General features: G+C 51.2%; 12 protein-coding genes. 11 read left to right on the forward strand and 1 reads right to left on the reverse strand.

The annotated features are described in order from the left end of the window. The first annotated feature begins 10 nt into the window (after positions 1 to 10). The 4 genes from HGH92_RS16655 to HGH92_RS16670 all read left to right on the forward strand — a co-directional run bounded on the left by HGH92_RS16655 (position 11) and on the right by HGH92_RS16670 (position 5,342). The gene (locus HGH92_RS16655; RefSeq protein ID WP_168871902.1) at positions 11 to 1,930 is read left to right on the forward strand and encodes a RagB/SusD family nutrient uptake outer membrane protein; all 1,920 of its coding nucleotides are present in this window, start codon (positions 11 to 13) and stop codon (positions 1,928 to 1,930) included. 29 nt (positions 1,931 to 1,959) lie between these two features. Beyond that, entirely contained in the window at positions 1,960 to 3,180 is a 1,221-nt protein-coding gene (locus tag HGH92_RS16660; RefSeq protein WP_168871903.1) for a DUF5000 domain-containing lipoprotein, read from the forward strand. A gap of 14 nt (positions 3,181 to 3,194) precedes the next feature. Next, on the forward strand, positions 3,195 to 3,917 hold the full coding sequence (locus HGH92_RS16665; protein WP_168871904.1) for a DUF4998 domain-containing protein: 723 nt from the start codon (positions 3,195 to 3,197) through the stop codon (positions 3,915 to 3,917). A 285-nt stretch (positions 3,918 to 4,202) separates the two neighbouring features. Then, a complete protein-coding gene (locus HGH92_RS16670; RefSeq protein WP_168871905.1) occupies positions 4,203 to 5,342 on the forward strand; it encodes a glycoside hydrolase family 105 protein in 1,140 nt (379 codons plus the stop codon). A 96-nt stretch (positions 5,343 to 5,438) separates the two neighbouring features. Here the strand turns inward: HGH92_RS16670 and HGH92_RS16675 are convergent, their stop codons facing one another. Beyond that, positions 5,439 to 5,732: a hypothetical protein gene (locus tag HGH92_RS16675; protein ID WP_168871906.1), complete on the reverse strand. Its 294-nt coding sequence runs from the start codon at positions 5,730 to 5,732 to the stop codon at positions 5,439 to 5,441. A 242-nt stretch (positions 5,733 to 5,974) separates the two neighbouring features. On the opposite strand from HGH92_RS16675, the gene HGH92_RS16680 reads away from it, so the two are divergent. From HGH92_RS16680 to HGH92_RS16710, 7 genes are all read left to right on the forward strand, one after another. After that, positions 5,975 to 6,574 carry an RNA polymerase sigma factor gene (locus HGH92_RS16680; RefSeq protein WP_168871907.1) on the forward strand — a complete coding sequence of 200 codons (600 nt, stop codon included), beginning with the start codon at positions 5,975 to 5,977 and terminating at the stop codon, positions 6,572 to 6,574. 105 nt (positions 6,575 to 6,679) lie between these two features. Then, entirely contained in the window at positions 6,680 to 7,678 is a 999-nt protein-coding gene (locus HGH92_RS16685; RefSeq protein WP_168871908.1) for a FecR family protein, read from the forward strand. Between the two features lie 417 nt (positions 7,679 to 8,095). Continuing rightward, positions 8,096 to 11,740, forward strand: coding sequence for a SusC/RagA family TonB-linked outer membrane protein (locus HGH92_RS16690; RefSeq protein ID WP_168871909.1), 3,645 nt, complete (start codon positions 8,096 to 8,098; stop codon positions 11,738 to 11,740). A 10-nt stretch (positions 11,741 to 11,750) separates the two neighbouring features. Then, positions 11,751 to 13,238, forward strand: coding sequence for a RagB/SusD family nutrient uptake outer membrane protein (locus HGH92_RS16695; protein WP_168871910.1), 1,488 nt, complete (start codon positions 11,751 to 11,753; stop codon positions 13,236 to 13,238). A 28-nt stretch (positions 13,239 to 13,266) separates the two neighbouring features. Next, the gene (locus HGH92_RS16700; RefSeq protein ID WP_168871911.1) at positions 13,267 to 14,166 is read left to right on the forward strand and encodes a putative zinc-binding metallopeptidase; all 900 of its coding nucleotides are present in this window, start codon (positions 13,267 to 13,269) and stop codon (positions 14,164 to 14,166) included. Between the two features lie 12 nt (positions 14,167 to 14,178). After that, positions 14,179 to 15,474 (forward strand): DUF4302 domain-containing protein, encoded by a 1,296-nt coding sequence (locus tag HGH92_RS16705; protein ID WP_168871912.1) that lies wholly within the window; start codon positions 14,179 to 14,181, stop codon positions 15,472 to 15,474. Positions 15,475 to 15,517: 43 nt separating this feature from the next. Beyond that, positions 15,518 to 24,454 carry a gliding motility-associated C-terminal domain-containing protein gene (locus HGH92_RS16710; RefSeq protein WP_168871913.1) on the forward strand — a complete coding sequence of 2,979 codons (8,937 nt, stop codon included), beginning with the start codon at positions 15,518 to 15,520 and terminating at the stop codon, positions 24,452 to 24,454. Positions 24,455 to 24,466: the final 12 nt, after the last annotated feature.

The raw sequence follows: 24,466 nt of genomic DNA on the forward strand, positions 1-24,466 counted from the left end.
AAATTCAATCATGAGATATAAAATATTGATCGCACTCGTATGGATAGGCGCTTTCTGCTCCTGCAGCAAGTACCTCGATGTGGTGCCGGACAACGTGCCTACGATCGACAACGCTTTTACCCTGCGCTCTTCCGCAGAAAAGTACCTGTTCACCTGCTTTTCCTATATGCCTAAGAACGGGCATTTTAATGATAACGTGGCCTTCAACGGCGCCGATGAAGTATGGTACGATGATCCCATCCGTGATGTGGACCCCACCAATTTCAATATCGCCAAAGGCCTGCAAAGCATGACCAGCCCGCTGGCCAACTACTGGAGCGGCACCTCACGCGGCACCTCCCTGTTCATCGGCATCCGCGACTGTAACACGTTCCTGGCCAATATTGACAAAGTAAGGGAGCTGCGTCAGTACGAGCGTGAAAGATGGATCGCAGAAGTGAAATTCCTGAAAGCATACTATCATTTCTTCCTCCTCCGCTGCTATGGCCCTATTCCGCTGATCAAAGAAAATCTGCCTGTTTCCGCCGGTTCGGAAGAAGTACAGGTGTACCGTCAACCGGTAGACACCTGTATCAACTACATCGTGCAGCTGTTGGATGAAGCGGCCGGCAACGAGTTCCTGCCCGCCAAACTGGAAGGCACGGAGAACACTGAACTGGGAAGGATCACCAAATGCATCGTGCTGGCGCTGAAAGCCAAGGTGCTGGTGACCGCCGCCAGTCCGTTTTTCAACGGTAACCCCGATTACAGCCGCATGGTAGACAACCGCGGCGTACAGCTGTTCTCTGCCGGTTATAACGCAGAAAAATGGAACCGCGCCGCACAAGCCTGCAAGGAAGCGATTGAGCTTTGTCACGCTAACGGGTATACGCTGTACCACTTCCCGGGCAACTTCGGCTACAAGATTAACGACACCTTGCAGACCCAGCTGGATATTCGTGCAGCCATGACCGATAAACAGAACAACACGGAAGTGATCTGGCCCAACACCAACAGCACCGCAGGAGACATTCAACGCTGGTCTATGCCGCTGATCGCCAACGGCGCCAGCACCTCCGGGCCTAAAGGCATCATTGCGCCCACGCTGAAGATGATCGAGATGTTCTATTCCAAAAACGGCGTGCCTATTACCGAAGACAAAACCTGGGACTACAGCAAACGTTATACGTTGCGAACAGCAGCCGCTCCGGATAAATACTATATCAAAACAGGAGAGCAGACAGTAGAGCTGCATTATGACCGTGAGCCACGGTTCTACGCCGACGTGGCTTTTGACCGGGCAGTGTGGTTTGGCAACTGGATATTAAACTACAACAAAGACAGCGCCCTGTATTTCGTGAAAGGCCGCGCCACGGAAATAGCTTCCAGGAGAGGTATCAGCAACTATTCCGTGACCGGCTACTGGGTGAAGAAAACCGTGAACATAGAAAGCAGCGCCGCCACCGATGGCAACATAGCCAGCGGACTGGTCGCCTATCCATGGCCTGAAATGCGGCTGGCAGACCTGTACCTGCTGTACTCCGAAGCATTGAATGAAGTGAATGGCCCCGGAGGCGGCACCACCCAGTGGATCAACCAGGTAAGGGCGCGGGCAGGCCTTAAATCAGTGGAAGAAGCATGGACCAACTTCTCCAAGAACCCTACGAAATACACCACCAAAGAAGGCATGCGGGAGATCATCCAGCAGGAGAGAGGCATCGAATTGTGTTTTGAAGGGCAGCGGTTTTGGGACCTGAGAAGATGGAGGACCGCCCACATCGCGCTCAATAACCCGATCAAAGGATGGGACATCACTCAGAACGCAGCGCCTTCCTACTATAAGGAAGTGCTGTTGTTCAACCAGCGCTTCGGCATGCGTGACTACCTCTGGCCGATAGAAAACGGGGAGATGATCATCAACAAAAACCTGGTGCAAAACCCGGGCTGGTAATCTTTTTCATGATGCTAAAACTTACTGAAATGAAATATTTTCATATCCTCTTATTTCTGCTGGCCGTATGTAGCGCCTGCAAACAAGATCACCTGGGACCTATCTCCGATGATAAAGCACAGCCCAATCCGGTCATGAACCCCAGCGCCGTAGGTATGGCGGGTGCAGCGGAGATATCCTATTCCCTTCCCGACGACCAGAACCTGTCTTATGTACGGGCAGAATTTGAAATCAACGGCGTAAAAAAAGAAGCGAAGTCTTCCTATTTCAAAAGATCAGTACGGGTGGAAGGCTTTGGCGACACCGCTGAACATACTGTTACCCTGTACACGGTCAGCCGTGCGGAAGTAGCTTCCACCCCGGTGCAGATAAAGGTGAAACCTTTGCCGCCGGCCATCTGGAAAGTATACAAATCATTGGATGTGGCAGAAGCCTTCGGTGGCCTGCAGGTGAAGTTCAGCAATGAGGACAAGGGAAAGATCGTCATCGTTACCCTGCTGTATGACCCTGCCGCCAAAGAATGGCGCAACGTGAACAACTTCTACTACGGACTGGATTCCGGGAAATTCACGGTACGCGGGCTGCAGCCGGTGAAACAACAGTTCGGTATCTATATCAAGGACCGCTGGGACAACAAAAGCGATACCCTCCGGTTCGAACTGACACCCATATACGAAGAAGAGCTGGACAAATCGAAGTTCGCCAGCGCCATGAAGAAAAAGTACCCGATACCACAGGTAGCGCCGTTGCCCAAGACACCTGGCGTACAGATCGTGGAGCCGGGCAACCTGTCGTCCTGGCCTATTGAAAACATGTGGAACGGTATCATCGGCAACGAAGGGTACCACACCACGGAGAACAAGGATGTGCCTATCTGGGTGCCGATTGACCTTGGCGTGAAAGCGGTGATCAGCCGTTATAAGATCTGGCAGCGGCAGGCCGGTTATATCTACAACCACGGTAACCCGCATGAATGGGAGCTTTGGGGCACCAATACCCCCACAGACGTGAACAGCTGGGTGAAACTGGACCACCAGATTATGGAGAAGCCTTCCGGGCTGCCGCTGGGACAGAACTCCAACGAAGATATTGACGCCGCTGCGGCAGGGCAGGAGTATGAGCTGCCGATCGGTTCGCCGGCGGTACGTTACATCGCCTGGAAACACATCGACAGCTGGGCTGCCGTGGACGGTATCATAGGGCATCTTCATATCAGTGAGATATCCATCTGGGGACAAATCAAAAAATAATTAAAACAGTTATCATGAAACATAACAAAGGCAGATGGCTGTTAGGGGCTATGTTGGTGCTGCTGGCAGCCTGCAGCAAAATGGACGACACCTACAAAAATTTTCTGAACGGAGGAGAGATCATTTATACCGGTAAAGTGGATTCCCTGAAAGTATTTCCGGGCAAGAACAGGGTGTTGTTGTCCTGGTACCTGATATCAGACCCGAAGATCACCAAATGCCGTGTATACTGGAACCAGCGTAGTGATTCGACTGAAGTGCCCGTAAAACGTACAGGCGGCACCGATACCATCCGGCTGCTGCTGGACAAGCTGCCGGAGAATATCTATACCTTCCAGGTGTATACCTATGACAATGCCGGCCATTCTTCCGTAAAAGAAGAGGTGATCGGCAACGCTTACGGTGACGCCTATCTGGCCACGCTGTCCAACCGGCCGGTGCGCATCGCCAAATACGACGCCACCAAAAAGGAAACGACCATCTGGTGGTTTGGCGTAAATAACCAGGTGCAGAGCGTGGAAGTGTTATATACCAATACCGCCGGCGTGGAAACCAAAATTGTGCAGGTGGCCGACAGCCTGCCGGCCGGTCCCCGCGATCCGCTGGAATTCCGGGCATCGCTGAAACTGCCCGGCTACCAGGCAGGCACATCCTTCAAATTCAGAACGGCCTATAAGCCGGTGAAAATAGCGATCGATACGTTTTATACTGCTTATGAAACGCAGGCGGTGCAATGACGCTTGTCCCAGGGCTAAAGCCCTGGGCTGCGATTAGCTTAGTCGTTTAAATGGAGGGCTCCTTCCGTTTTGAAGGAACACTGGAAACTTGAAGAGCCGAAACAATTCCCTATAAACGATAGCCGCTAATCGTGGCCCAGGGCTTTAGCCCTGGGATTTAAAACAACAATAGCATTTTTCATCCCGATGATGTATTTTGGAAAACCATGCTGACGGAAACCACGGGCGTCATTCGTCGTATAGATTTTCCCGTTAGAAACCACTGAAAAGAAAAACAATCCACATATGAAAACAATGATGGCAGGCCTGTTGACACTGCTGGTGATCAACACAGAAATGGCCACAGCACAAAAGAAATCTGCAGATGCGAACCTGACGCATTTCCCGAAAGGCAGCACACCAAAGGAGATTGGCAAGCGAGTGGCCGAACGTTTTGTAGCTACGCCGCATCCTAATTTCGGAAGGGCTACGTCTCCGAAACAAATCACCTATCCTGAAGTTTGCGCGTGGTATGGTGCGCTAACGTTTGCACGGGCAAGCGATGATAAGGCACTGACCGGCAGTCTGGTGCAGCGTTTTGAACCTTTTTTCACCACGGAGGCTGCGCTGGTGCCTAAGGCGGACCATGTGGACCATACCGTTTTTGGCTCAGTGCCGCTGGAGCTGTATATACAAACAAAAGACAAACGTTACCTCGATATGGGCAAAGCCATTGCGGACAAACAGTGGGGCACACCGGAAGGTCCGCATGTAAAGCCCGAATCACAGGGGTATAAAGACCGTGGCCTTACCTGGCAAACGCGTATGTGGATTGACGATATGTTCATGATCACCGCTGTGCAGTCGCAGGCTTACCGCGCCACCGGCGATAAGGAATATATCAACCGTGCTGCGCGCGAGATGGTGGTTTATCTGGATTCCTTGCAGCAGCCCAATGGCCTCTTTTACCATGCGCCGGACGTGCCGTACTTCTGGGGCCGCGGTGACGGCTGGATGGCTGCCGGCATGAGTGAACTGCTGCGTTCCCTGCCTAAAGACAATCCTGACCGCGAGCGTATCATGAAAGGATATAAAACCATGATGGCCTCCCTGCTGAAATACCAGGCGCCGGACGGTATGTGGCGCCAGTTGATCGATGACCCGGAAGCATGGCCGGAAACGTCTGCCACAGGTATGTTTACCTTTGCCATGATCACCGGTGTGAAAAACGGTTGGCTGGATGCGGCCACCTATGGCGCTGCAGCGCGCAAGGCATGGCTGGCGCTGGTGAAGTACATCGATGACAACGCCGATGTGCGGGAGGTGTGTGAAGGCACCAATAAAAAGAATGACCGCCAATATTATCTCGATCGCGGCCGTATTACTGGTGACATGCATGGTCAGGCGCCCGTGTTATGGTGTGCCACGGCGCTTTTAAGAAAATAAAAATGTAAGGATTTGTTGATTACGGATTTTGGAATTTAGATAGTCATTCAATTATCTGATATTGTTGAAACGATTAAATAAACGCCAAAATCCGTATCAATAAATTCGTAGATGACTTACTTCATCCGTGATCTCGTTCTCCTCTTCCTGTTCCCTGTCTTTTTCCGCCTCCTCTGCTGCAGCGTCCCTTCTATCTTCTTCCTCCATTAATTCGTCGATTTCGAGATCATCCTCTTCCTCATTCAGGATATCTTCGGAAGTGTCTTCGCTGCGTGATTGCTCGTCCTGGTTACCTCGTTGAGGTACCGGTTCCTGCTGATGATTGATGACATCATCCGGTTGGATGTCATCTTCACGCAGGGGTCCTATGGGTGTTTTCTGCGTAGTCATATCGGATAGTTTGCATGGTTACACCCCAAAGGTACGCCGTATTTTCGCAATGGTTTTTTGCTATTAATTCTAACTACGTATATAACAATTTATAATTATAACTAATACGAATTTAATTATTAAATAATAATATTTGTTACTAATTTATACGGTCGAATGAATGGCCATTGTATGGGAAACCTGGCTTTTTCTTTAGCCATATAAATTGTATTCCACGGTATGATTTATATAAAAGAAAAGATATGAACACAACAGATGCTGAATTGGTTTTACGGCTCCGCGACAGTGACGTGAGCGCTTTTGACAGCCTATATGGGAATTATCACCAGGCCGTATACCGCAATATTCTCAAATTTGTGAAAGATGTTGCCGTTGCTGAAGACATCTTACAGGAAGTGTTTGCCAGATTGTGGGAAAAACGCCGCGAAATACAGGCAGAGCAGTCCGTCGGCGGCTGGTTGTTTGTTATCAGCTTCAACCTGTCTGTCAGCTGGGTGCGCCGCAAACTGAAAGAGCAGGCGCTGCATAAAAATCTGCTCGATCTCGAGCCGGAAGACCACCTGATGATCGACCGGAAAAATATGGACGAAGAACAGTACAGCCTGCTTGAGCAAGCTATTGCGCAACTATCTCCCAAAAAGAGGACCATTGTGACCCGTTGTAAACTGGAAGGTAAAACCTATGATGAAGTAGCCAGCGAACTCAATATTTCCCGTAATACCGTTAAAGAACATCTTTCTGCCGCGATGGTCAAACTAAATGACTATATGCTCCGTAATGGCGATCATAAATACATCGTCCTGTTTCTTTTTTTCTTTACCTGTCACAACGCTTCCAATTAAGTTTCTGATAAGAAATGAATTAGGATAAAATAAATATGTTTTTTCTTTGGGATTCACCCACCCACTTTTTATCAACCTGCGTATTTAAATTAAACCGTCACGATAGTGCACAACAGAAAGGAATACCTCAGACAACTGCTACATACGAAGAACTGGTCTGCCACAGAGCAGGAATGGATGCTACAGTACCTGGAAGAAAACGATCTGTCTGATCTGGAAGCGGTAGCCAAAGAGTACTTTCAGGCAAAAGGCCCTGAAATAAAAGACCTGCTGGATGAACGGCTATCGGCTCAACTGCTGAAAAAAATACATCGTCGTGCCGGTATTTCGCGGCCAAACGTATTCACGCTGTATGGACGCAGAATAGCGGCTGCCGCCGCTGTAGTACTGCTGGCAGGCGCATCCTGGTACCTGCTGGTACGTCAACAGGTGAAACAACTGGTCATGAACAGTGGAACACAAAATAAAACAGTCACACTGCCTGATGGATCTTTGGTATATCTGGAAAAAAGTTCCAGCATCACCTATCCCGAGAACTTTGGAAAAAAAAACAGAACACTGCAACTCGACGGTGAAGCCTTCTTTGATGTGAAGCAGGATAGCAAACATCCCTTTGTAATATCCTCTGCTTTCATCAATACTACTGTACTGGGCACCTCCTTCAATATGGAAGCCCGTAACAACGGTGTAGCAAAAGTGGTGGTAATATCCGGCAGCGTTCAGGTAAATACCCATAGCGGTGAAACCAACCCGAAGCATCAACTGGTGCTTAGTGCCAACAAGAGCGCCGTTTATCACGCCGCGTCCAAAGGGCTCGAACTGGTAGATGCTACTGATGATGCACGCTTTTTCCGGCAGAAACAGGCCGGCGTATTTACTTACAAGGGACAGCCATTGTCCGCTGTGCTCAACGACCTGCAACGCTTTTATGACGTGCCGGTCAGCACCGATAGTAAAATGGAACACTGCCCCGTCTTTGGAGACTTTAATACCACAGATGATTTGCAGAAAACACTAACCATCATCGCCGGGTCCCTCAACGCCAAAATTAAAAAGGATGCCAACGGAAACGGATATGTAATAGTTGATGGCAATTGCCACTAAATAACCGATTAGAGAAGAAAATACCGTTAACCAAAATCAATATGCAAGATGGAAAACTTGTTTTGTAGCTATTGACCTGACTTATTTTAGAGAAATAAAAGTTGTATTGCTGGTAAGCTATCCTGTGTAACTTTTAGCCTGGAAATGGTTCTCATCCCTGGTTATCTGCCATTGATTGAATACGCTGGTATTCTCTCAACAGGGCCCCTATTGCCAATACATTCCCGATATTTTTTCATTTAACAACCAAACTAAATTGCGTTTATGGACCATACTGTCTCTTTCTCTTCCGGTTAATAATTGTCATATAGACACTAAAAAATAATACTGCACAGCAGAAGGCCCTTTATTGCCCGGTTTTCCAGCAAAACCGGATCAGGATTCCTATTACCCGGAATGAACAAACATTAATTCAATATGCATAATAAAACCCGATACTACATTTGTTGTCTGACGCTCTTCCTGTCGCTGTTCCACCTACAGGCGGGCGCCGTGGACCTTCAGGATGCGCTTGACAAAAAGATTACCCTCCACCTGCACGATGTTGTACTGAAAGATGCACTGGAGAAAATCAGTAACCTCGCGGAAGTATCTTTTGTATACGTAGGCAACGAGGTACTGAATGCCAACAAAGTCAGCATTTCCGCTCACAATGAAAAAGTAGGCGACCTGCTGCATAAGATATTAACACCCTATTCCTTGTCCTACAGCGTGATCTACGACCGCATCGTGATCAGGCGCGACGCTTCCAAAAAACTCACATCGCTCACCACCGTCAGCACGCCACGCCAGGTAACACCCCGCTTTACCGATGTGAAAGGCACCGTGATCTCTGAAAAGAAAGAACCACTGCCAGGTGTGACCGTACTGGTGAAAGGCTCCTCCAGAGGCGCTACCACAAACGCCAAAGGCGAATTCGAAATTCACCGCGTACCCGGTGATGCTATACTGGTGTTCAACTTCACCGGCTATAAAATGGAAGAAGTACACTCCAGCGAATTTAAAAACGGCAGCATCACCATCGTGATGAAAGAGAAACCGACACGCCTGCAGGAAGTCGTAGTGACAGGCTTTCAGAGCATCGATAAAAGTAAATTCTCCGGCGCCGCCACCCGCCTCAAAGGTGAAGATGTGAAGATAGACGGCATCACAGACGTAAGCCGCATGCTGGAAGGCCGCGTGGCCGGTGTGGCCATACAGAACGTGTCCGGTACTTTCGGTACAGCGCCGAAAGTAAGGGTACGTGGCGCTACGTCTATCAACGGCGACAACAAGCCACTCTGGGTGGTAGACGGCGTGGTGCTGGAAGACGTGGTGAATATCTCCAATGATCAGCTCTCCAGCGGAGACCCCACCACCTTGCTGGGCTCTGCGGTAGCAGGCCTCAACGCCAACGATATCGAAAGTTTTGATATCCTCAAAGATGCGGCCGCTACTGCCTTGTATGGCGCCCGCGCGATGAACGGGGTAGTGGTGATCACAACGAAAAAAGGTCGTGCAGGCAAGCCCGTTATCGCCTACAGCGGTAACTTCAGCACGCAGCTGAAACCAAACTATAACAATTTTAATATCATGAACTCCGGCCAGCAAATGTCTGTGCTGGCGGAGTTGGAACGTAAAGGTATCCTCACTTCGGATATCCTTTCCCGTGGTGACATCGGTGTTTTCGGTAAACTGTATGAATCACTGGACGCAGACGGTAGCGGCAACTTCCCCGTACAGAACGATCCTGTGGCCATGAAAGCTTTCCTGCTGCGTTATGCCAATGCCAACACCGATTGGTTTGGCCTGCTGTTCCGTAACAACTTCGTACAGGAACACTCCCTCAGTATCTCTTCCGGTACGGACAAGTCGCAATCCTATTTCTCTACCAGCTTCTACAGTGACAACGGCTGGACACTGGCCGATAAAGTGAACCGCTACACCCTCAATTACCGCAATACCTATAAATTCTCTGACCGGCTGAGTGCCGGTTTCTCCGCTTTGGCATCGGTGCGGCAGCAAAAAGCACCGGGAGCACTTACCCGTAGCAGTAACCCGGTAGAAGGGCAGTATGACCGCGATTTTGATATCAATCCTTTCAGCTACTCGCTCAATACAAGCCGTACGCTCACTGCCTACGACCAGAACGGCAACCTGGAATATTTCCGGAGAAATTTCGCACCATTTAATATCATCAATGAACTGCGCAACAACTCCCTCGACCTGAACATGATGGACCTGCGCCTCCAGGGCGACCTCGGCTGGCGGCTCACCCGCAACATCCGGTATGAATTCACCGGCGCTATCCGTTATGTTAAATCTTCCCGCGAACACCAGATCACCGAAAACGCGAACATGGCCAACGCCTATCGTGCTGCCGGCAACGCTACCATCGCGCGGAACAACAAGTTCCTCTACCGCAATCCTGACGATCCGGACGCACAGCCTGTCATCGTGCTGCCAGCCGGCGGCTTCTACAACCGTACGGAAGACCAGCTCATGAACTTCGACTTCCGTAATGGCCTTACTTATGCAGATACGTTCGCACAAAAGCATAACATCAATCTGCTGGTAGGACAACAGGTAAAGTATGCCGACCGCCAGAGCGCGTCCAATACCGGCTACGGCTATCAATATGAAAACGGCGGAACGCCGTTTGTGGATTACCGTATCCTGAAACAAACCATTGAGTCCAACTTCCCATATTACAGCATGGGCCGCGACTATGACCGTTTTGCAGCTTTTTATGCGTCCGGCACCTATGCTTACAACAACAAATACAACCTCACCGCTACCGGCCGGTATGACGGTTCCAACAGGCTGGGCCAGTCCCGCAAAGCCCGCTGGCTGCCTACCTGGAGCGTGGCCGGTTCATGGAACATGGACCAGGAGCCTTTCCTTCAGAAAGTGAACTGGCTGAACTATCTCACGCTGCGCGCCAGCTACGGCCTTACCGCCAGCATGGGCCCCGCCACTAATTCCAACATCGTTTTCCAGACCATCAACACCCGCAGGCCGCACCTCAATGAAGTGGAATCCGTGATCAGCCTCGCGCATCTGCAAAATGATGATCTCACCTGGGAAAAGCTCTACACGACCAATCTCGGACTGGACGCAGGATTCTTCAACAACAGGCTTAACGTTTCTCTTGATCTCTATACACGTAAGAGCTTCGACCTTATCAGTATCATCAAAACATCCGGCATAGGTGGCGAAATGTACAAAGCGGCCAACTATGCCGACATGACTTCGAAAGGAGTGGAACTGCTGATCGGAGGGGATGTAGTGCGTAAAAAGGACTGGGGTTGGAAATCCAATATCACTTTCGGTTACAATACCAACAAGATCACCAATGCCAAAAATATCCCGGCCATTTTTGATCTGGTAGTAGCAGAGGGCGGCAACAAAGAAGGATATCCGGTGCATAGCCTGTTTTCTTTACAGTACAAAGGCCTTTCTCCGAAAACAGGCATGCCCTCCTTCGTTAACCAGGACGGTGTTGTAAGCCCGGACGTGAACCTGCAGGACCTTAAAACAGCACAGCTGGTATATGAAGGACCGGTAGACCCTCCGGTGACAGGCGGTTTCTCCAACACGTTCCGTTATAAAGCCCTTTCATTGAATGTCTTCTTTACCTATCAGTGGGGCAATAAAATCCGGTTGTATCCGGCTTTTAAAACCGCCTATTCCGATCTGGACGCCATGCCCAAAGAGTTTTATGACCGTTGGGTAATGCCGGGAGATGAGAACACCACCCGCGTGCCATCTATCCTGGATGCCTATGAACAGACGCTGATCCGCGGCGCTTATCCGTATAACAACTACAACTATTCCACTGAACGGGTGGCCAAAGGTGATTTTATCCGGTTGAAAACCGTGTCACTGACCTATCAGCTACCCGTTTCCCTCATCCGGCGCGTAGGCTTCAACAGCATGTCTGTGAGCGGCGCCGCTATCAACCCGTGGCTCATCTATGCCGATAAGAAGCTGCATGGCCAGGACCCGGAATTTTTCAACTCCGGTGGCGTGGCACAGCCTATTCAGAAGCAATTCACCCTGTCAATAAAAGTTGGTATTTAAAAATGGACCTATGGAATTGAGATATATAACTGTTTCGACTACACGTTTTATAAGGCCCTTTGTGACAGCCGCACTGACAATAGGCCTCCTCACACTGGGCAGTTGCCGCAAGTACCTGGAGCAGGTGCCTGACAGCACCTGGACCGACCTGAGCACACCTGATAAGGTGTCTAAGCTGCTGGGCACCGCTTATCCGCAATCGTCTTACGTGACGATGTGCGAAGCGATGACGGACAACGTGGCTGATAAAGGCGCCGGTGTTATCAGTCGCCCCAATCAGGACGCGTATTTGTTCCGCGACATACAGTCCATCGAACAGGATTCCCCTGAAGCCTACTGGACGGCCTGCTACGTAGCTATTGCTGCCGCTAACCAGGCGCTGGAAGCCTGCGACAAGGCCGCTGACAAAAAAGCCTACGCCACGCAGCGGGGAGAAGCGCTGGTGGCCCGCGCCTACGCGCACTTTATGCTGGTGAATATTTTCTCCAGAATGTATGATCCTGCCACGGCCGCCAATGACCCCGGTATTCCCTATGTGACCGTCCCTGAAACAGTGGTGATCAAACAATACGACCGCAAAACGGTGGCTTATGTGTATGACATGGTGGAGAAAGACCTGTTGGAAGGATTGCCGCTGATCAGTGACGATACTTATAAGGTGCCGCGCTATCATTTTAACCGCAGCGCCGCCTATGCATTCGCCACCCGTTTCTATCTCTATAAAAGAGACTACGCAAAGGTGGTACAGTACGCAGATCAGGCATTCGCCAACAACGATGTGGCCAGCAACATGCGCGGTTGGAACACTACCTACAGCAGCCTTTCACCGGAACAGATCTTCGACCTCTATGCCAACGCCAAAGAGAACGCGAACCTGCTGCTGGTGGAAACACAATCGCTCTATGGCCGCAGCGTGGGACAATACCGCTATGACCTTGACAACGCCAGGCAGCTGCAGGTCCTGGGATACAATGTTACCGGCGGCCGCTGGGCTTACCCGATATACTATTATGGCTCCCAGAATTATTTCGTGCCCAAGCTGACGGAATACTTCGTGAAATCCTCCGTGAACGCCACTATCGGTCAGCCTTATGTAATGGTGCCGCTGTTCACCACAGAAGAAGTGCTGTTCAACCGGGCAGAGGCCAATGCACAGCTGGGCAAATCCGCTGCTGCGCTGAAAGACCTCAACCTCTTTGCCAGCAAACGTATCCGCAACTACGATCCGTCTGTGCACACCATCACCACTACGTCCATCCGGAATTTTTATGGTATCAGTAATGAAAAGGACGGGCTGATACATACCATCCTCGATTTCAAACGGGCGGAATACCTGCAGGAGGGCATGCGTTGGTTTGACCTGCAACGCTATAAAATGTCCGTCGTGCATACCACCCGTGAAGGCGAGATACTGGAGCTGAAACCGGGAGACAACCGCTGGGTGTTCCAGATCCCGCAGTCCGCCACCACATCCGGCATCGCATTAAATCCGAGATAATTATCAACCAAATAAAAATCGCTTTTGTATGAAACTTTTTCTTCTCGCTTTGTCCTTTCTGTTGCTGATGTCCTGCAGCAAGAAGGATGACCTGGGCAAGGTAGACGACATTCCCGGACTGGGAGGCGATACCTGGGTGAAAGGCCCGCTGGACCGGTGGCTCTTCGATACGCTCACCGTGCCGTATAACATAGCTGTAAAATATAAATGGGACCAGTTTGAATTTGAACTGAATAAAACGTTGGTGCCTCCCCGTGAGGAGAAGATCATCCCCGTGATGAGTGCCATCAAAAAAGTATGGATGAGCACTTACATCGCGGAAGCGGGAGACCTGTTCTTCCGCCGCTACTGCCCCAAGTACTTTATCCTCAGTGGCAGCGCCAGCTGGAATGAAAACGGCACTATCACCCTGGGTACCGCTGAAGGTGGCCGTAAAGTGGTGCTGTACCTCGTCAACGATTTTGTGACCCGCGATATGCCCGATTACAAACCCGGTGATTCTGCCAATGTAAAACAGATGTTCCATGTAATAGAGCATGAATTCGGTCATATCCTCCACCAGACAGTGATGTACCCGGTAGAATTCAAACGGATATGTGCCGGCCTGTATACGGCCAACTGGAACAATATCGATGATATGTCAGCCTATAAGGACGGCTTTGTTACTCCTTATGCCATGTCTGGTTATGACGATGATTTTGTGGAGATGATATCCACCATGCTGGTAGAAGGCAGGACCGGATTTGACAGGATCGTCAACAGTATTCCTCCGGGATACAGCATCAATGGCACGTCACAGGCCGATGCGAAAGCAAGGCTCCGCAGAAAAGAGGCGATGGTGGTGAGCTATTTCCAGACTGTATGGCATATCGATTTTTATAGCCTGCAATCCCGCACCAGAAGAGAAATCAACAAGCTATTGTATTAACCGTTTATGGGTATGAGAAAGAAACTTTTGTATTTATTACTGGTCCTTGCAGGTATCTATTCCTGTAAGAAAGAGTCAGACCCGATGTTTGACAAGTCGCCCGATGAGCGGCTCAACGATACCTTACAACGGTACCAGCAGATACTGACACACGCTCCTTATGGCTGGAAAGCGCTGGTATATCCCGGTGGTTCGCCCAAATCGGTGTACAGCTTTTATTTCCGGTTCAATGATTCCAACCGGGTGCAGATGTACAGCGACTTTGAGCAGTCTTCCACTGTTGCTGCCAAAGAAAGCAGCTGGCGGCTTAAAGCCCTGCAGCAGCCCAGCCTGCTGTTCGACACCTACTCTTACCTGCACGTGCTCTGCGACCCTGACGGGAGCCAGAATGGCGGCGACTATGGCAGAGGGCTGGGATCGGACTTTGAGTTTTCCATCAATGGCATGACCGGCGACACCATGGTGCTGACCGGCCGTTTCAACAGAAGCCGCGCCATACTGGTGAAAGCCACGCAACAGGAGCAGACGGATTATTACCAGCAGCATATCAACCGTAACATCGACAGCGTACGGAAAATACTGACCTATTTCCACAAGCTTACCCTCGGCAACACCCGCTACGATGTGCAGGTGAACACACTGACGCACCGCATCACCTTTACGTGGGTAGTGGGAGGGGAGGTAAAAACCGCTACTACCGGTTACTACTATACGTCGAAGGGAATTGCGCTGTCACCGGCCTTCTCGGACGGTACCAATACCATCAGCAGCTTTGAGAACGTCAGGTTTGAAGACGGTGCCGTAAAAGGTACTATCAACGGTCAGCCTGCCAGTATATCAGAAACCGTCAGGCCGCTGGCGATGGACATTGCCGCGCCTAAACGCTGGTATCAGTTTGCCCTGGCACAGCGCCGTTACTGGGTGGCCGATCAGGGCTTCCATGTAAACGGTGTAGACGATGCCTACGGCCTGCGCGCACTTCCGGACTTCGTTGCGGCCACTTTCTGGCCCGAAGCCGGCGGCCAGGGCTCCGGCATTGATGCCTTTGGCATCATTGTGCCCGAAGAAGGACAGCTGACGCTGATGTACGGCGTAATACACAGCGCACCCACTTTCACCAATGATGGCCGTGTTGTTTTCCATGACAGCAGGCTCTTTGGCGATCTGCCTCCGGACCCAACGCCGTTGCTGCGTACCCGTACGCTGATGGCAGACCAGACAGGTTTTTTCCTTGTACAGACCAGCGCCACCACTTATGACATGGTCAGCGCTAAAGATGGTAAGTCATGGATTACCTGGGTGTTCTGATAAAAGATTAACCCTATCTGAAAACCAGCAAATGTTTTTCTATATGAGAAATTATACGCTTTCGTTTATTCACAAAACCATCCTCGTGGCAGGTATGCTACTGATGCTGGGCAGCCGTCTGCTGGCGCAGACCGATATCAGCATCGGTACCGGTACCACGGGGAACAGTGATATCGGATATCCCTGTCCGTTACAGGACTACTATGAGGGCAACAGGGCGCAGTACCTGTTTACGGCAGCAGAGCTTACCGCTGCCGGTATGGCCCCGGGATATATTACCGGCCTTAAGTTCGTTGTTAAAAACCTGAACAATGCCGATCTGATCGAACAATACGGCATCAGCATTGGCACTACTACCGTGAGCACCCTGAGCGAAACCAGCTGGGTGCCCGGTACCACTGTGGTGCGCGCGCCGGCAGACTATACCATCCTCAATGGCGTCAACAGCTTCCCTTTCGCCAGTAATTTTTTCTGGAACGGAACAGACAATATTGTAGTGGAAGTATGTAGCGGCTCACCCGCCTCCAATACAGGCACCTTCTATTCCCACAACCCGGAAGTGGCTTTCACCACCGGGTTGGCGTTCAACGGCTCGCATACTTATCGCGCCGATAACGAAGATAACCTCTGCGGTACCATTGAAACCGACAATACCGGTACCATGACCACCCGTCCGAACATCACGTTCTCCTGGATTCCCGCCACTGCCTGTACCGGTGCGCCTACCGCCGGCAATGCGGTGTCCAGCACGAGCAGCGTATGTCTCAACGGTACTTTCGACCTGCGCCTCAATGGCGCCACCGTAGCTTCCGGGCTCACCTATCAGTGGCAGCAGTCTGCTGATAATGTTACCTGGACCAACATCACCGGCGCTGATAAAAGCATGCTGACGACCACACAAAAAGCTACCAGCTGGTACCGCTGTATCGTCACCTGTACTGCCAGCACACAGAGCGCTACCTCTACGGCTGTAAGCGTTTCATCGCCTACACTGGTGTCCGGCAACTTTACCATCAATAAGGCGTTGCCCACATCCGGCAACAACTTCGCCTCTTTCAACGATGCCTATAACTACCTGAAATGTGGTATCAACGGCCCTGTGGTGTTCAACGTGGTGGCCGGCAGCGGCCCCTATACGGAACAACTGTTGCTGAAACCCGTGCCCGGCGCATCAGCTACCAATACCATCACCTTTAACGGTAACGGCGATACGCTGAAATTTAACGCCACCTCTGCCAACAGAGGCGTTATCCAGCTGGACGATGCCGATTATTTCACTTTTAATAACCTCGTGATCAAAGCGATGGGCAGCGGTAGCTCCGGTTACGGCTACGGCGTGTTCCTGACCAACGACGCAGACTTTAATACTATCAGCAACTCCACCATACTGGTGGATTCCACTTCTACCAGCAGCAGCAGTTACGCTGGTATCGTGATCAGCAGCTCTTATACATCGCCCACCACCTCCGGTGACGCGAAATGTGATAACAACACTTTCACCTCCAACAAAATTGTCGGCGGTTATTATGGCGTTGTGCTCACCGGTAGCAGTACCATGGCGAACATGAGCAACAAAATCACCAACAATACCATTACTGAATTCTATAATTCCGGGGTAAATGCCAGCGGATCATTTAACACGTTAGTGGAGAATAATATCATCAGCAGGCCGGCGCGGTCCAACGTGTCGACCTTCTATGGTATCTATTTCTCCAATCTGAATACCAAAGCCAATATCACCCGTAACCGCATCAGCAACCCTTTTGGCGGCGCACCTGCCAGCGTGAGCGGCAGTTACGGGATTTATTTCTCCAGCACGGACGCGCTGTCGCAACTGGAGAACGTAGTGTCCAACAACCTGGTGTATAACTTCACCGGTAAAGGCGATGCCTACGGTATCTATAACTCCAGCTCCGACAACGTATGGTATTTCCATAACACCATTGCGCTGGACGGAGCTTCCACCAGCGCGACTACCTATACGGCCCGTGGTTTCTATCAGACTTCCCAGGCCGATGGTATTGAGTTTGTCAATAACCTCATCGCAGTGACCCGCGGCGGCGGTGGCAGCAAATATGCGGTATACTTCAATACCACCACCGGTACCATCCACGCCAATAATAACCTGTACTATATGGCCGCACAAGGCGGTACCAGCTTTACAGGCTACTATACGGCCAACCGCAGCACGTTGCTCGACTGGCAAACGGCTTCCAAACAGGATACTGTCTCCTTGTCATCCAACCCGCTGTTTGCAGGTGTTGCCGCCGGCAACTATCAGCCTACCAGCGCTTCTATAGATAACAAAGGGCTGCCTGCAGGTATCACCGTCGATATTAACAGCAATACCCGCAGCACCACTACGCCTGACATCGGCGCCTACGAGTTTACGCCTGGTCCGTGTACTACGCCGCCGACACCCGGCGACGCCACTGTGAGCACTACACCGGTGTGCGTTAATCGTAAAGTGTCGCTCAGTCTAATTAATAACAGCATCGGTCTGGGACAAACTTACCAATGGCAAACAGCTGCCGTAGCGGGAGGTCCTTATACCAACATCGGCAACCCGATGACCAATCCGGATACTACTATAACAGCAACGGCTACCCTGTATTATCGTGTGGCGGTGACCTGTACGGGCAATACAGCCTACAGCACTCCGGTGCTGCTGACAGTAAACCCGGCCTTCCCGGGCGGTACGTACACCATCAATAAAGGCGCACCGTCCAGCGCGACTAACTTTGTCAGCTTCAACGCTGCCAAAGCTGCCCTGGAATGCGGTATCGCCGGTCCGGTGATATTCAATGTGGTATCCGCTTCAGGCCCTTATGCCGAACAGCTGATACTGGATTCCATCGCCGGTATGTCCGCCACCAACACCATTACCTTTAACGGTAACGGCAATACGATCAAGTTTGCGCCGAACGATGATAACGAAAGAGCCGTGATCAAACTGCGTGGCGCTGACTACGTGACCTTCGACAGCCTCGTGATAGATGCACGCGGCGGTACCAACGGTTATGGCGTACACCTGCTGGCCAATGCGGACAACAACAAGATCACGCATAACCGCATCCTTACCGATAACACCTCCAGCAGCTCCGGTATGGCCGGTGTTGTGATCAATGGTGGTGACGCCAGCACCAGCAGCGGTTCCAATAACCTCTGCGATAACAACCTGGTACGCGGTAATAATATCAACGGAGGATATTACGGTGTGATCGTTTATGGTACAACACCAGGTTCGCCTTCCGGTAACCGTATCGACAGCAACGCCATCAGTGAATTCTATTCCTACGGCGTATACCTGACTAACGCAGAGAATACCGTAGTAGACCACAACGACATCTTCCGGACGTCACGCAGCAGCGTGTCTTACTCCAACTATGGCATCAGTGTGAACAGCAAAGGCGATGGCACCGTTATCAGCGGCAACCGTATCCATGGCCTCTTCAATGCTGCCACAACCACCACGAACTCCTTCTATGGTATTGAGTTCAGCAGCGCCGATGCTATCGTTACCAACCCGGCGAAAGTGATCAACAACGTGATATACGATATCCGTGGAAGTGGTACGCAGCGTGGTTTCTATAACTACAGCAGTGACTTTGTGCTGTACTACCACAATACCGTTGCGCTGAACGACGCCGTTAACACCGGCAGCGCGGAAACCACCGGTATGTATCAGACCAGCGCCGTGGCGGGAGTGGAATTCCTCAATAACATCCTTGATATCAGTCGTGCCGGCAGCGGTAACAGAACAGCTATCTATATCTCTTCTACTGCGGAATTTAAATCCGATTACAACGATATCTTCGTAAAAAGCAGCCGTAACACCGCTTACACCGGTAACAACGGCAACAACTACATCACCCTCGCCGACTGGCGTGCCGGTGCTAAGCTGGACAGCAACTCCCTCGCTATTCAGCCGGTATTTGCCGATCCTTCCGTAGGTAATTTCGCACCGGTGATTTCCCCGCTGGACAACAGCGGCCGCCCGGTAGGCGTCGCCATCGACATCCTGGGCACCGTCCGCAGTACTACCACACCGGACATAGGTGCGTATGAAATCAGCATCCCTGAATGTACTTCACCACCGTTAGCAGGTAATGCAACGGTAGACCCTACCACGCCGATTTGTATGGGTACGGCCATTAAGCTGGACCTCGTGGGCAACAGCAAAGGAGGGCATCAGACTTACCAGTGGCAAGTGTCCGCTACCGCTACCGGTCCGTGGAAATATGTGAGCGACACCCAGTACGTGAGTGTTTTCAATACCATCGCCGGTGCTGAGAAATACTTCCGTTGCGCGGTGGTGTGCAGCAACCGTGATACCGCGTACTCCACACCGGTAATGGTGAACCTCAATGATCCGTTGCTGGCCGGCACTTACACCATCAACCCGGCACAACCTACCAGCACCACCAACTTCCAGTCTTTTGCAGCTGCTGTCTCCAAACTGGAATGCGGTATCGCAGGACCGGTGTTGTTCCTCGCCGCCAACGGCACGTATACCGAGCAACTGACCATGCGCAATATACCGGGTGCTTCTGCTGTCAACAGGGTGACCTTCAGCAGTGCTTCCGGGAATGCGGCAGATGTGACCATCAGCTACGCCGGTACGTCCGCGCTGAACTATGTGCTGAAGCTTGACAGTGTGAGTTATGTGACCTGGCAGAAAATCACCTTTAAACCAACAGGCACTACTTACACAAGGGCCGTTGAATTTGCGAAGAAAGCATCTTATGACAGCCTGCAGCTGTGTGCCATCACCCTGCCTGTATCTACGTCCACAGGTACCAACAGCGCCGGTGTGTACGCCAGCAACTGTACCGGCCTGGGCAACGTGATCACCGGCAATACCTTCACCGAAGGCGCTAACGGCGTGTATTGGGTAAACAGCTATGGCGAATTAATGTCTCCGGGCGTTACCATCGACAGCAATACCATCAACCGTTCGTATAACTATGCTGTTTATGCATCGTATGTCAACAGGCTGACCGTGCGTAAAAACACCATCAACCTGAATGGAGCCCTGGCTTCAACAACATATGGCGTTTATGCGGGCGATTGTGATACCGCTATCACCGTTGCCAGAAATAAAATCAATATCAACAATACCGCTTCCAAAGGATATGCGATCTACCTCAGCTATTGCGATCCGGGAGCAGCAGCGCCCGGCCTGGTGACCGGCAATGAAATATTTGCCCGCACGGCTAACACTGGTGAACTGAGAGGTATCACCATGACATCTTCCAATACTACTACTGTTAGCAACAACGTGGTCAGCATTCATACTACTGCTACCAATTCGTACGGCCTTTACAGTGAGTATGGCAAGAACCTGAATTATCTTAACAACAGTATCCTGAACACTTCCACCAGCAGTAACAATAACTATGCGGCTTACTTCTCGCATACGTCTTCTTCTGCTTCTCCGGTGAAAGTGAGAAACAACATCTTCTCTTCCGATGCAGGCCGTACCATGTATGTCGCTAATCCGAACTATCTGAACAGCGATTACAATACATTGTACACTACCGGTACTGTATTGGTAAGACAGAATACGCCGGCAGCGTCTTACGCTACACTGGCTGACTACCGCACCGGTAGCGGCCTCGATGCCAACGCGATCGTGTACAAACCGGCGTTTACAGGGGTTAACGACCTGCATCCGGTGCTCACAGATCCGGAAGTGTGGGCCATCCATGGCCGTGGCGTGCAGGTGCCTGGCAACGATAAGGACATCGACGGTAACCCAAGACCGGTGACATTGCAGGAAGGCGTGCCAGACATGGGCGCCTATGAATTCCTGCCTACTTCCGTGCCTCCGGCATTACCGGCCTTCCCGGCCGCACCGGCAGCAGGTGTTACCCAGACCTTCATGTTCGGTACCGATACCGTGACGAAGATCACCTGGAACAATGCCACCCTGCCGTCCAATATGACCGTACGCCGCTATTCCGGCGTGAAACCGCCGAATATCGCCCCGGGCACGGACTTCATGTATTTCTACACAGACGTGGACGTTACCCCGTCCAGCGGCGTGTACAACTTCAATATCCAGCAGTTCTATCTCGATCCCTGGCAGGGTTATATCAAACGCCAGAAAGACATCCGCCTGGCGATGACCGACAGCACGGACAAGTGGAAGACAGACACGCTCAGTAAGGTGGATGATATCGCCAATGTGATCGTTGACAGCACGCTGCATTATTTTGACAAATTCACCGGACTGAATGGCGGTATTAACGCACCGCAGCAGCTGCAGCCCGCAGACAGCTCCAACAGGGGCACCCGCTTCTGGGTAGGTTATGGCCATCACCAGTTCTTCACCGGCGACAACAGCCAGCAGATGGTGCTGTACCTGAACGCGAAAGACTCTTCCAACGTGACAGTCCGCGTAAACGGTACTTCATGGGTACGTACCTATCACATACCGGCCAATAAAACCATCACGACGGAAACACTGCCCAAAGGCGGTATGAACGACTCCCGTCTGCTGGAAGAAGGCTGGTCCGACAGAGGCATCAGCATCGAAAGTGATGTGCCTATTGTGGCCTATGCGCATATTTATGGCAGCGCCTCTTCCGGCGCCACCATGCTGCTGCCGGTAGGTACTTATGGCTACGATTACTATGCGCTGACTTCCAGGCAGAATTACGGTACAGATACCTATTCCTGGTTCTATGTGGTGGCGGATTATGACAACACCACCGTGGAAATAACGCCCAGCGTGCCTACGCTGGCAGGCCGTCCGGCCAACCAGACGTTTACCGTCACGCTGAACAAAGGTGAAGTGTACCAGGTACTGGGCGCACTGCAAGCCGGTTCTGAAGGGTTCGACGTATCCGGCAGCCACGTGCGTTCCATTGTGAACAGCGACGGTAAGTGTTTCCCGCTGGCCTTCTTCTCCGGCAGCAGCCGTACCGGTATCGGATGTGGCGGCAGTTCGGGTAGCTCTGGTGATAACCTCATCCAGCAAAACTTCCCGTCACAGGCATGGGGTAAAAAATACCTGACGGCGCCTACTTCTATCGATAATGACGCTGCCAGCTTTATGACCAACATCTACCGCGTACTGGTGAAAGACCAGGCCACTATCGTGAAACGTAATGGCGTGGCACTGACCGGTCTGATCAACAACCGCTTCTATCAGTATGAAAGCAATACCGCCGATTACATCGAAGCCAATCAACCGGTAATGGTGGCACAATACATGTCGTCCAGCGGCTCCTGTGATAACACATGGGGTGATGGTGATCCGGAAATGATCTACCTCAGCCCGCTCGAACAGGGTATCAAACAAGTCGGTTTGTACCGCAATACCGTTGAATCTATCAACACCAACTATCTTACCCTCATCATACCAACAGGCGGATTGAGTTCTTTACAGATCGATGGCAGCAACCTGTTTGACCACACTTACGCGCATCCTAACCATCCCGGCTATACGGTAGTGGTGAAAAGGTGGGATGCCGCCGCAGCACAATGTAATGTTGTCGCTGACTCGGCCTTCACCGCTATCACTTACGGCTTGGGAAGTGTGGAAAGCTATGGTTACAACGCCGGAACATTGGTGAAGAACCTCAATATCCTGCCGGCCTTCAGCAACGTGCTGAACCCGTCCAGTGGCAATAACACGTACACCTGTGCGAAAACGCCGTTCCGCTTCTCCATGCTGATACCGGTGAAACCCACCACACTCACCTGGAAGCTGAGCGCTGTAAAGAACCTGACACCTGCGGTGGACGTGGTGCAGACCAATCCGGTACCTAAAGATTCACTGGTGGCTAATGACCGTACTTACTACCGTTTTGTGCTGCCGGACGAATATGTGTTCTCTGCACCGGGTACTTACAACGTGCCTATCCTGATTTCCCATCCGGACATCGAAAGCTGTAACAACAGCTTTGAGGCCATCCTCTCCATGAAAGTAATACCAGCGCCGGTGGTGGACTTCACCAGTGCATACTCCGGTTGTGTGGGCGATGTGGCCCAGTTCACCGGCAGCGCCACTACCAGCAACAATGTGGGCATCAACAGCTGGAACTGGAATTTCGGTGATACCACTTACGGTTACCGGAAGGATACGACCAAACAATTCAGATATCCCGGCATCCATAAAGTGAAACTCAGCATCGTAGCGGCAGAAGGATGTATCGGTGATACCACGAAAGAAGTGGAAGTATATGCGCCGGGCATTGCTGCTATCGTGAAAGACTCCATGACCGTGTGCTCCGGCAGTGATGTGTCACTGGCCGTAAAAGATCCGGAAGCAGGCGTGCTGTACAACTGGTACGATGCGCCGACAGGAGGTAACCTGCTCTTTACCGGTAACGTATACACGATCAATGCAGTGAGCGTCAGCGGTACCTACTACCTCGAAGCTATCAATCATGGCTGTCCGGGCGCAAGCCGTGCCAAAGCAGTGGTACATGTGCTGCCGCTGTTGACCACACCGGTGGTGAGAGTGGACACCGTAGGCGTAAACATGATACGCTTCAAATGGGACAAGGTGCCCAATGCCACCAGCTACGAAGTATCTACCGATGGCGGTCTTACCTGGACACAACCATCGTCCGGAAGAGAAGGACTGGAGCATACGATCACCGGTCTGCAGCCATCACAGAGCGTGAAACTCCTCGTGAAAGTGAGAGGTTGTGAGGACAAAATATCTGATCCGGCCGAAGGCAAAACCCTGCCGGATGGTATCTACATCCCCAACACCTTTACACCGAACAACGACGGTAAGAATGACGTGCTGAAAGTGTATGGTTATATCATCAACAAAATACACATCGCCATATTCGATCAGTGGGGTGAAAAAGTGTTTGAGTCCAATAGCCAGGATATAGGATGGGACGGTACTTACAAAGGCAAGACAATGCCTTCCGGCGTGTACATCTATGTATGTCACCTGGTATTGAAAGACGGTTCCAGTGTAGAGAAAAAAGGTGTGATCAACCTGATCCGATAACCAAAAAAATGA

This window comes from Chitinophaga varians (assembly GCF_012641275.1).
Taxonomy (GTDB): domain Bacteria; phylum Bacteroidota; class Bacteroidia; order Chitinophagales; family Chitinophagaceae; genus Chitinophaga; species Chitinophaga varians_A.

What these genes read in the sequence shown, in the direction of transcription:
- HGH92_RS16655 (WP_168871902.1), top strand. Translation starts at nt 11, where the DNA reads ATGAGATATAAAATATTGATCGCACTCGTATGGATAGGCGCTTTCTGC.
- HGH92_RS16660 (WP_168871903.1), top strand. Translation starts at nt 1,960, where the DNA reads ATGAAATATTTTCATATCCTCTTATTTCTGCTGGCCGTATGTAGCGCC.
- HGH92_RS16665 (WP_168871904.1), top strand. Translation starts at nt 3,195, where the DNA reads ATGAAACATAACAAAGGCAGATGGCTGTTAGGGGCTATGTTGGTGCTG.
- HGH92_RS16670 (WP_168871905.1), top strand. Translation starts at nt 4,203, where the DNA reads ATGAAAACAATGATGGCAGGCCTGTTGACACTGCTGGTGATCAACACA.
- HGH92_RS16675 (WP_168871906.1), bottom strand. Translation starts at nt 5,732, where the DNA reads ATGACTACGCAGAAAACACCCATAGGACCCCTGCGTGAAGATGACATC.
- HGH92_RS16680 (WP_168871907.1), top strand. Translation starts at nt 5,975, where the DNA reads ATGAACACAACAGATGCTGAATTGGTTTTACGGCTCCGCGACAGTGAC.
- HGH92_RS16690 (WP_168871909.1), top strand. Translation starts at nt 8,096, where the DNA reads ATGCATAATAAAACCCGATACTACATTTGTTGTCTGACGCTCTTCCTG.
- HGH92_RS16695 (WP_168871910.1), top strand. Translation starts at nt 11,751, where the DNA reads ATGGAATTGAGATATATAACTGTTTCGACTACACGTTTTATAAGGCCC.
- HGH92_RS16700 (WP_168871911.1), top strand. Translation starts at nt 13,267, where the DNA reads ATGAAACTTTTTCTTCTCGCTTTGTCCTTTCTGTTGCTGATGTCCTGC.
- HGH92_RS16705 (WP_168871912.1), top strand. Translation starts at nt 14,179, where the DNA reads ATGAGAAAGAAACTTTTGTATTTATTACTGGTCCTTGCAGGTATCTAT.
- HGH92_RS16710 (WP_168871913.1), top strand. Translation starts at nt 15,518, where the DNA reads ATGAGAAATTATACGCTTTCGTTTATTCACAAAACCATCCTCGTGGCA.